Genomic DNA, 6,730 nt, shown 5'->3' on the forward strand with positions numbered 1-6,730 from the left:
TTAACTTCAAAAGGATGATGAACATATGGAAATCATCTCTTTGGCTCTATTTACAAAAGATGTATCAAAGCTGTTTCATCTGTTATCAAAATTTTTTACCATTAAAAGGGATATATTATGGGGTTTTTAAGGGCTGACTAACTAATAAGTGATTTCCTTGACAAGTCAACTTTACTTTTGACTCTATGATGGTAAATTTAAAGCCTAAGACTTTTTGAAAAATGATTGTTGAAATCTTTCGACTAGCCAAAAATGCTTCCTAACTATTTTTATGAGTTAATAATTACATAAAAGTATATATAAAAGGGATACTGATTCATTTTCAGTATCCCTTTTTTAATTATTTAAGCTCAGATATTAATCCTTCTGAACACCCGGAACATTCTCCGGTCTTTTGGTTTGCCATTCAAATGGCTCTGCTTTTTTCTCATTAGGGGCAATTTCATCTAAAGTATCTGCATCATAAACTCTTCCGTTTTTCACCACATGAGTTAAAGTGTTGGAATTTCTGATTTCTTCCAATGGATTTTTATCCAGGATTAATAAATCAGCCAATTTACCTTTTTCAATACTTCCCAAATCACCTTCTAAGCCTAGTGCTTCCGCACCTAAAATAGTGGCAGTTCTTAAGGCATCCATATTGCTCATGCCGCCACTAGCCATCGACCATAATTCCCAGTGATAGCCTAATCCTTGTAATTGTCCGTGGCTTCCTACTCCACCAATTCCATCAGCTTCAACCAAATCCTTCATGAATTTAGCATGCTTTGGGAAAACGTGTTCCTCTTCCATAAACCAAGCACCTCTTCTGCGAGATTTTTGAGCCAATTCTTCATAAGGAGTAAAGTACTGCAGTTTCTTATCATGATAAACATCTTCTGTAGCATAATAAAACTCTTCAGCCCAAGGACCTCCATATGAAACCAATAAGGTAGGCGTAACTGCCATTTTAGATTCAGCTATGGTTTGAACCGCATCTTTATAAATACCTACAATAGGTAAACTATGCTCGTGACCAGGATACCCATCCAGTAATTGAGTCATGTTGAGTTTGTAATCCAATCCTCCTTCGGTAGTAGGCATTAATTCCAACTCTTTAGCTGCCATAATAATCCATTGGCGTTGCTGACGATTACCCACCAAATACATTTTGATACTTTTGGTATCGTAATATTCGCTGTACTGCTTCAGTACTTCTTTGGCGTGTACTAAAGATTTAATGTTGTACATCCAGTAGCCAACGCCAGGGCCTGTGCTATAAACTCTTGGCCCGTGAATCATGCCTGCATCCACCATGTCTGAATAAGTTAGAACATCAGTAGTGGCAGTTTGCGGATCACGAGTGGTAGTCACTCCATAAGCTAAATTAGCAGAGTATATCCAAACCTGGTTTTTATGCAGTCCCCAATTAGGCCACATGTGCGCATGCGTATCGATAAATCCTGGCGTAATAGTTTTGCCTGAAGCATCTATCGTTTTTGCTCCATTAGGAACATCTAAACTACCACTTTCACCAACTGCTGAAATCCGATTGTTTTCAATTAAAATATCACCATTTTCTATTACTCCTTTATCAGTCATGGTGATTATTCTTGCTCCTTTTAAAAGGATGGTTCCCTCTGGGATATCTTTTTCATAACTTACTTTTATTTTAAGTTCTTCAGCGGTGTATCCTTGGTCTTTCTTTTCTTCCTCTTTTTCTTCCTCTACCTTTTCCTCTTTATCTTCTTCATCATCAGCATCTTCGTCTTCTTCTTTTTCTTCCTCCTTCTTCTTGTCAGCTTCTTTTTTGGCAGTGGCTACGCTATCCGCATAGGCTCTGCCTTTTGCTAAGTCATATATGAAGTGACTACTTCCCAACGACCAATGCACTTTATTACTATCATGGCCCCAAGCAGGGAATTCTCCTCCCATAACAGTCAATTTCATAGCAGGAAATGCTGCATTATCTGCTTTAGCTACTGATATTTTTGGGGTTTGACCGTATTTTGGAATGGTTACCGTATAAACATCATTTGCAATTTTAGCCAAGGCTGTATTGCCATCTGGAGAAATTCTTATTTCAGATGGAGTTGAAGGTTTGTTTTGCTCTCTCCAAGCGTCTTCTGTATCAGGTAATATATTATGAGTTCCATCGTGTGCGTGAATCATATCCACAGATGAACCATAAGTCGTAATTCCTGTCAATTGTAGATGTTCTTTCTCGTCTGTTCCATCCCAACGAATGGAAATCAAGCCCTTATCACCATGATTTAAATAGATTCTATCTTCTACTTTTGTGAAATGTGGTGTATTTCTGCCTTTAGCTTTATCGATTAAATTTACTTTTCCACCATCGGCTGAAATCCAGGCTAAATCTTCCATCATGAGTGAACCAAAAGGATCTATTGCATCTAGATAAACTTGATTAGCTCCTCTATTAAAAACAATTCTATTTTGCAGGTAAGACCATTCAGGGTCCAAGTAAAGCGCAGGGTTAGTGGTTAATTTTTCAGCTTTACCTCTTCCATTGGCATTTACTTTATATAAATGTCCTCCTTCTGTTTCTTCCCAAGTTGAAAACACAAGCTGTGTTCCATCTGGTGACCAGGCGGGCATAGCTTCTGTAAATTCATGTTTCGTTAGGCGTTTTGGTTTACCATCTGGCAAATCCATTACATATAACCTGTTGAGGGCAGTAAAAGCCAATTGTTCACCATTTGGAGAAGGAACTGCATCTCTAATTTGTGTTACAAAGTCTTCTTTATTGTCTTCAATCGGATATTCGAATTTTAATCTAGGCCCTAATTCCAATTTTAAATCTACTTCAAAGGGAATTTCAGAAGCCGTTTTTTCATTAATATCTATTTTATGGATTTTTCCTCCATAAGTGGCAATTAGAAATTTACTATCAGGCGTAAATGACATAGCAGGATAAACGCCCAATGGAGCAATGGATTCTTGCTCATCTCTCTGAACAGGATAAGCTAACCATTCCTCGTCACCTGTTTGTAGGTTTCTTCTTACTAAACCCGTTTCAGTTTCAAAGCGAGTTCCATAAACCAACCATTTTCCATCAGGAGAAAGGGTGGGAGTGAAAGCAGAACCATAGCGGGAAGTAATAGTCGCCATATCGCCATCTTCCAGATCGTAAGTGCCGATTTGGTACTGCGGGAATTGCGCATTATAATTCCAAGCGGAATTTCTTCTTGAAAAATAAACTAATTTTCCATCAGGGCTAATGGCAGGATCGATGGTTTTGAGATTTTCTGGTTTATCAATTAATTGAGCTCCAGAGCCACCCTCTTTATGGTAAATATGTAACTTGATATTTCTTCTACCTTTGGCGCCTACTATATATTCTCCATCTGGAGTCCAGTCAGCAGCGAAATAATTTTGATTATCATCTTTAGTGATTTGCTTCATTTCCTCCGATTTCAGATCCATAGTCCAGATATTATCCGAACCACTTTTGTCGGATATAAAAACAATAGATTCCCCATCGGGACTAAAGCGAGGATGCACATCATAAGGCATTCCTTCCGTTAATTTTGTGGCTTTCCCACCTGTAAATGGTATGCTGTAAAGGTCACCCATCATATCAAAAAGGATGGTTTTTCCATCGGGACTCACATCTACAGATAGCCAGGTACCTTCTTTGGTGTTGAATTCGATGGTTCTTTCCGGCTCAAGCGGAAGTTCTTCTGTTGCTTTTTTAGTGCTGTCAGCTTTTTCATCCTTCTGGGCAAAAGCGCCAAAGTTGAAAATTATTAAGCCTATCAGCATTAAAAGTAAAGTATATTTCTTCATAAATTAAATTGTTTAATCAAAGAGAAATATAGTGAATTTTAGAGATAAAGCGTGTAACTATTATAAGAGTGGTTAAAGCAGAGGCTTTCAATTAAAAGGATTTATGTGGAAAGTTTAACTAAAATCCAATTAGTTTATGGTTTCAAGTTGAGATTGAAATTATAAGGCTTATGCACAGTATCAAAATTGTACTTTATTACCCTCGGAAAGCAGTAAGGAATCAACTTTCTTATAGCTAATTGTGGTCGAATCTCTTCTTTATTTTTCATGGTAAGGTTTTCATGAGAATAGGCATTATTACATATTTCATGATATCTGTAGAGTTTGGCTATTATTCCGATTCCCATCATATGAAGTGAAAATAATAGATCATCTATTTTCTTCTGTTGGTAAGGTGTTTCTTTTACTAAAGAATAAGCAATTGTTTTTTGTTTGTCGATATCATTGGCAATGGTTTCAAGATTTGGTCGCGTACTGGCAAAAGTGCGTAAGCCTTTCTTCAAATCTTTATGAAGATCTTGAGCGTCATTGCAATATTGAATAAAACCACCCAATTCATAACATGCTTTTTTTTCAACTTCGGTTATTTCGCCATTAACCAATGACCTGAGAAACAATATAGAATATCCACATTTTGCCTTACATATTTCATCAACTTCCTGTTGAGTGATGTTTTGATTAAATTGTTGTTTACTTCTGACCTGCACATCAAAGAGTAATTCATAATATTGAATTGCTCTTGCTTTGATGCTTTCTTCAAGCGAATTGAAAAAAGAATGGTAGAACAATGCGTATAGCTTATCGACTATATTGTCATATTTTTCTTCAGTCTCTGGCTTTTTAAAGGTCTTGATTTGTTCATTTTCCATCTCAATATCATCTATAATAAAATCACAAATGGCTCCTAATGCACCACTGAGTAGATAAGATTGTCTCTGTTTGTAGTTGGAAGTTTGATCTGTTAGTGAATTTAGTTTTTCGCAAGAGTACAAACATTCAGCCATATACCACTGCAGCTTTAATTTAAAGTTAAGTGGAATGGCTTCAGCAGATTCCAGGTCATAAGAAGAAGTCAGTTTATCAATAGTAGCTTTTGCTTCACGATGATAAGTTGAATTTACATTAATAAATTTACTGATGTCATTAATCGACTTAATCAACCGAAGTGTAAAATGGATAGGGTTCACTTTTTATTTTTTTCTAACAACTAGAAGCTTTGGTTTGTGAGAAGTATGAAAATATACCTTTCGGATAAATTTTTCAACCGCTAAAAATACTGAAATTATTGATTTTTTATTTGCGATTTTACCAATATCATTCTCATTATTATGCACAGCGTTTTTTGTAATGATTAAATTAAATCTAACGCGAAGCTAAAATGCGTTTGCTAAACTTCACTGATGAAATACTAAAGTAGCGAAGCCAAACCATAAACAATTAATGAAAGAAAAAAGAAGAGAACCCTGCTGAATGGCTGTTCTAAATCTAAATGAAATAGCCGTTTGGCTTTGTGGCGATTCTACCGCTTCAATTTGCTAGAAGCACTAAGCAAATGCATTTTTAATAAATGTTACCTTTCGTTTTTATATGCCTTTAAGTCTTTTAGGATTTCTAGAAGTGTGAAATACTCTTGAAATTACTGCTTTATCTTTAGTCGTCCGGTATATTATTTTGTAGCTCCAAACAACTAGAAATCTATATTCTGATTTTTTATCCACTAAAAGAGGCTCTAGAGTACCAATTTTAGGTGATTTTTCTAATAATTCAGTTGTCTGTAAAATCTTATTAAGCACCGTTTCAGCATATGAAACTCCTTGTTCTTCGCGAATGTACTTGATGGCTCGTTCTAATTGCCCGAATGCTTTTTTAGTCCAAATTACCTTAACCATTCTTTAGAGATGTTTTCAACTTCTTTCTGTGAAAAAGTTTCACCATTTTTTTCTTGCTGCTCAGATTCCTCAATGTCTGAAAGCAAAGAAAGTTGTTCATATACATCTTCTAATGTTGACTCAGGAGTCAATTTGTCTGCTATTTGTATGAGGTATTTTTTAAGAGTTACTTCTTTCATATGATGAAGTTAACAAACTCATATCGAAAATAAATCCATAATCAAAAATATTTGCTATGTAGTGTACTAATGAAAGGTAACGTTAAGTATAAGCGTAGTGCGGGATTTCGGAACAATTCGCTGTCCGCCCGCACGAAACTTTGATAAATGCTAAAATACTCAATTTTAGCGATTCAGCCCGCATTACGCTAATACAATGTGTGTGCCCAGTATGGGCATATGGTATCGAAGATACCATATTATTCAGAGGGTGCAAGTCCCTTACAGGCAAGTTGGTGAAGCCTGTTAGTAAGCCGCAAGCTGGTTTTCCGTGAGGAATGCAGGGAAGAAAGCGGGACTAAAAATCCGGTACTGACAAACAGGAATGGCATACGGAGACCAGATAGAGAGGGTAAGCAAGCACATCTTTGCAAAGCCCGTAACCAACAATCTCTATTAGGTAGATGCCGCAGGAATCGGAGGAAGGAATATGTACTTACCTGCGGAGATCTTGGAATAGATTCGGTTTCTATGAGCCAAGAAGTCAGCAGAAGTCATAGTAGTTATGGGTAACGAGCCGTAAGAGCTACGGAGGACTCACAAAATGATGAAGGACGGAACGTCAGGTGATTCGAAAATTCGGTAGGGAGGCTCTGCTAGCCCTATCTCAAAAAGTAGAATCGAGGTATAGCTGGTGTAAAGAGCGGCTATATTATGCTTGACGAACCGCTGTATACGAGACCCGTACGTACAGTGGTGTGAGAGGCGCACCGTGGGCTTATGGCTCACGGCCGTCTACTCATATATTTACACCATCAAGCTAAAGTACAATTTTAGATTTCTGTAAATTAGCTAAAATTAAAAACGAAAGGAAAGGATTAAATCTGTCTACTA

4 protein-coding genes are annotated in these 6,730 nt (G+C 36.8%); all 4 read right to left on the reverse strand.

Annotation, left to right across the window (positions count from 1 at the left end):
* Nucleotides 1–357: 357 nt before the first annotated feature.
* Complete coding sequence (locus tag VFM92_RS05885; RefSeq protein ID WP_325121268.1) at nucleotides 358–3,789, reverse strand: amidohydrolase family protein; 3,432 nt, start codon at nucleotides 3,787–3,789, stop codon at nucleotides 358–360.
* A 134-nt stretch (nucleotides 3,790–3,923) separates the two neighbouring features.
* The gene (locus tag VFM92_RS05890) at nucleotides 3,924–4,976 is read right to left on the reverse strand and encodes a hypothetical protein (protein ID WP_325121269.1); all 1,053 of its coding nucleotides are present in this window, start codon (nucleotides 4,974–4,976) and stop codon (nucleotides 3,924–3,926) included.
* Between the two features lie 396 nt (nucleotides 4,977–5,372).
* On the reverse strand, nucleotides 5,373–5,678 hold the full coding sequence (locus VFM92_RS05895; protein WP_325121270.1) for a type II toxin-antitoxin system RelE/ParE family toxin: 306 nt from the start codon (nucleotides 5,676–5,678) through the stop codon (nucleotides 5,373–5,375).
* Nucleotides 5,666–5,857: a hypothetical protein gene (locus VFM92_RS05900; RefSeq protein ID WP_325121271.1), complete on the reverse strand. Its 192-nt coding sequence runs from the start codon at nucleotides 5,855–5,857 to the stop codon at nucleotides 5,666–5,668. The genes VFM92_RS05895 and VFM92_RS05900 overlap by 13 nt, the downstream gene beginning before the upstream one ends.
* Nucleotides 5,858–6,730: the final 873 nt, after the last annotated feature.

Source organism: Marivirga sp. (genome assembly GCF_035704835.1).
In the GTDB taxonomy this organism is placed as follows: Bacteria; Bacteroidota; Bacteroidia; order Cytophagales; family Cyclobacteriaceae; genus Marivirga.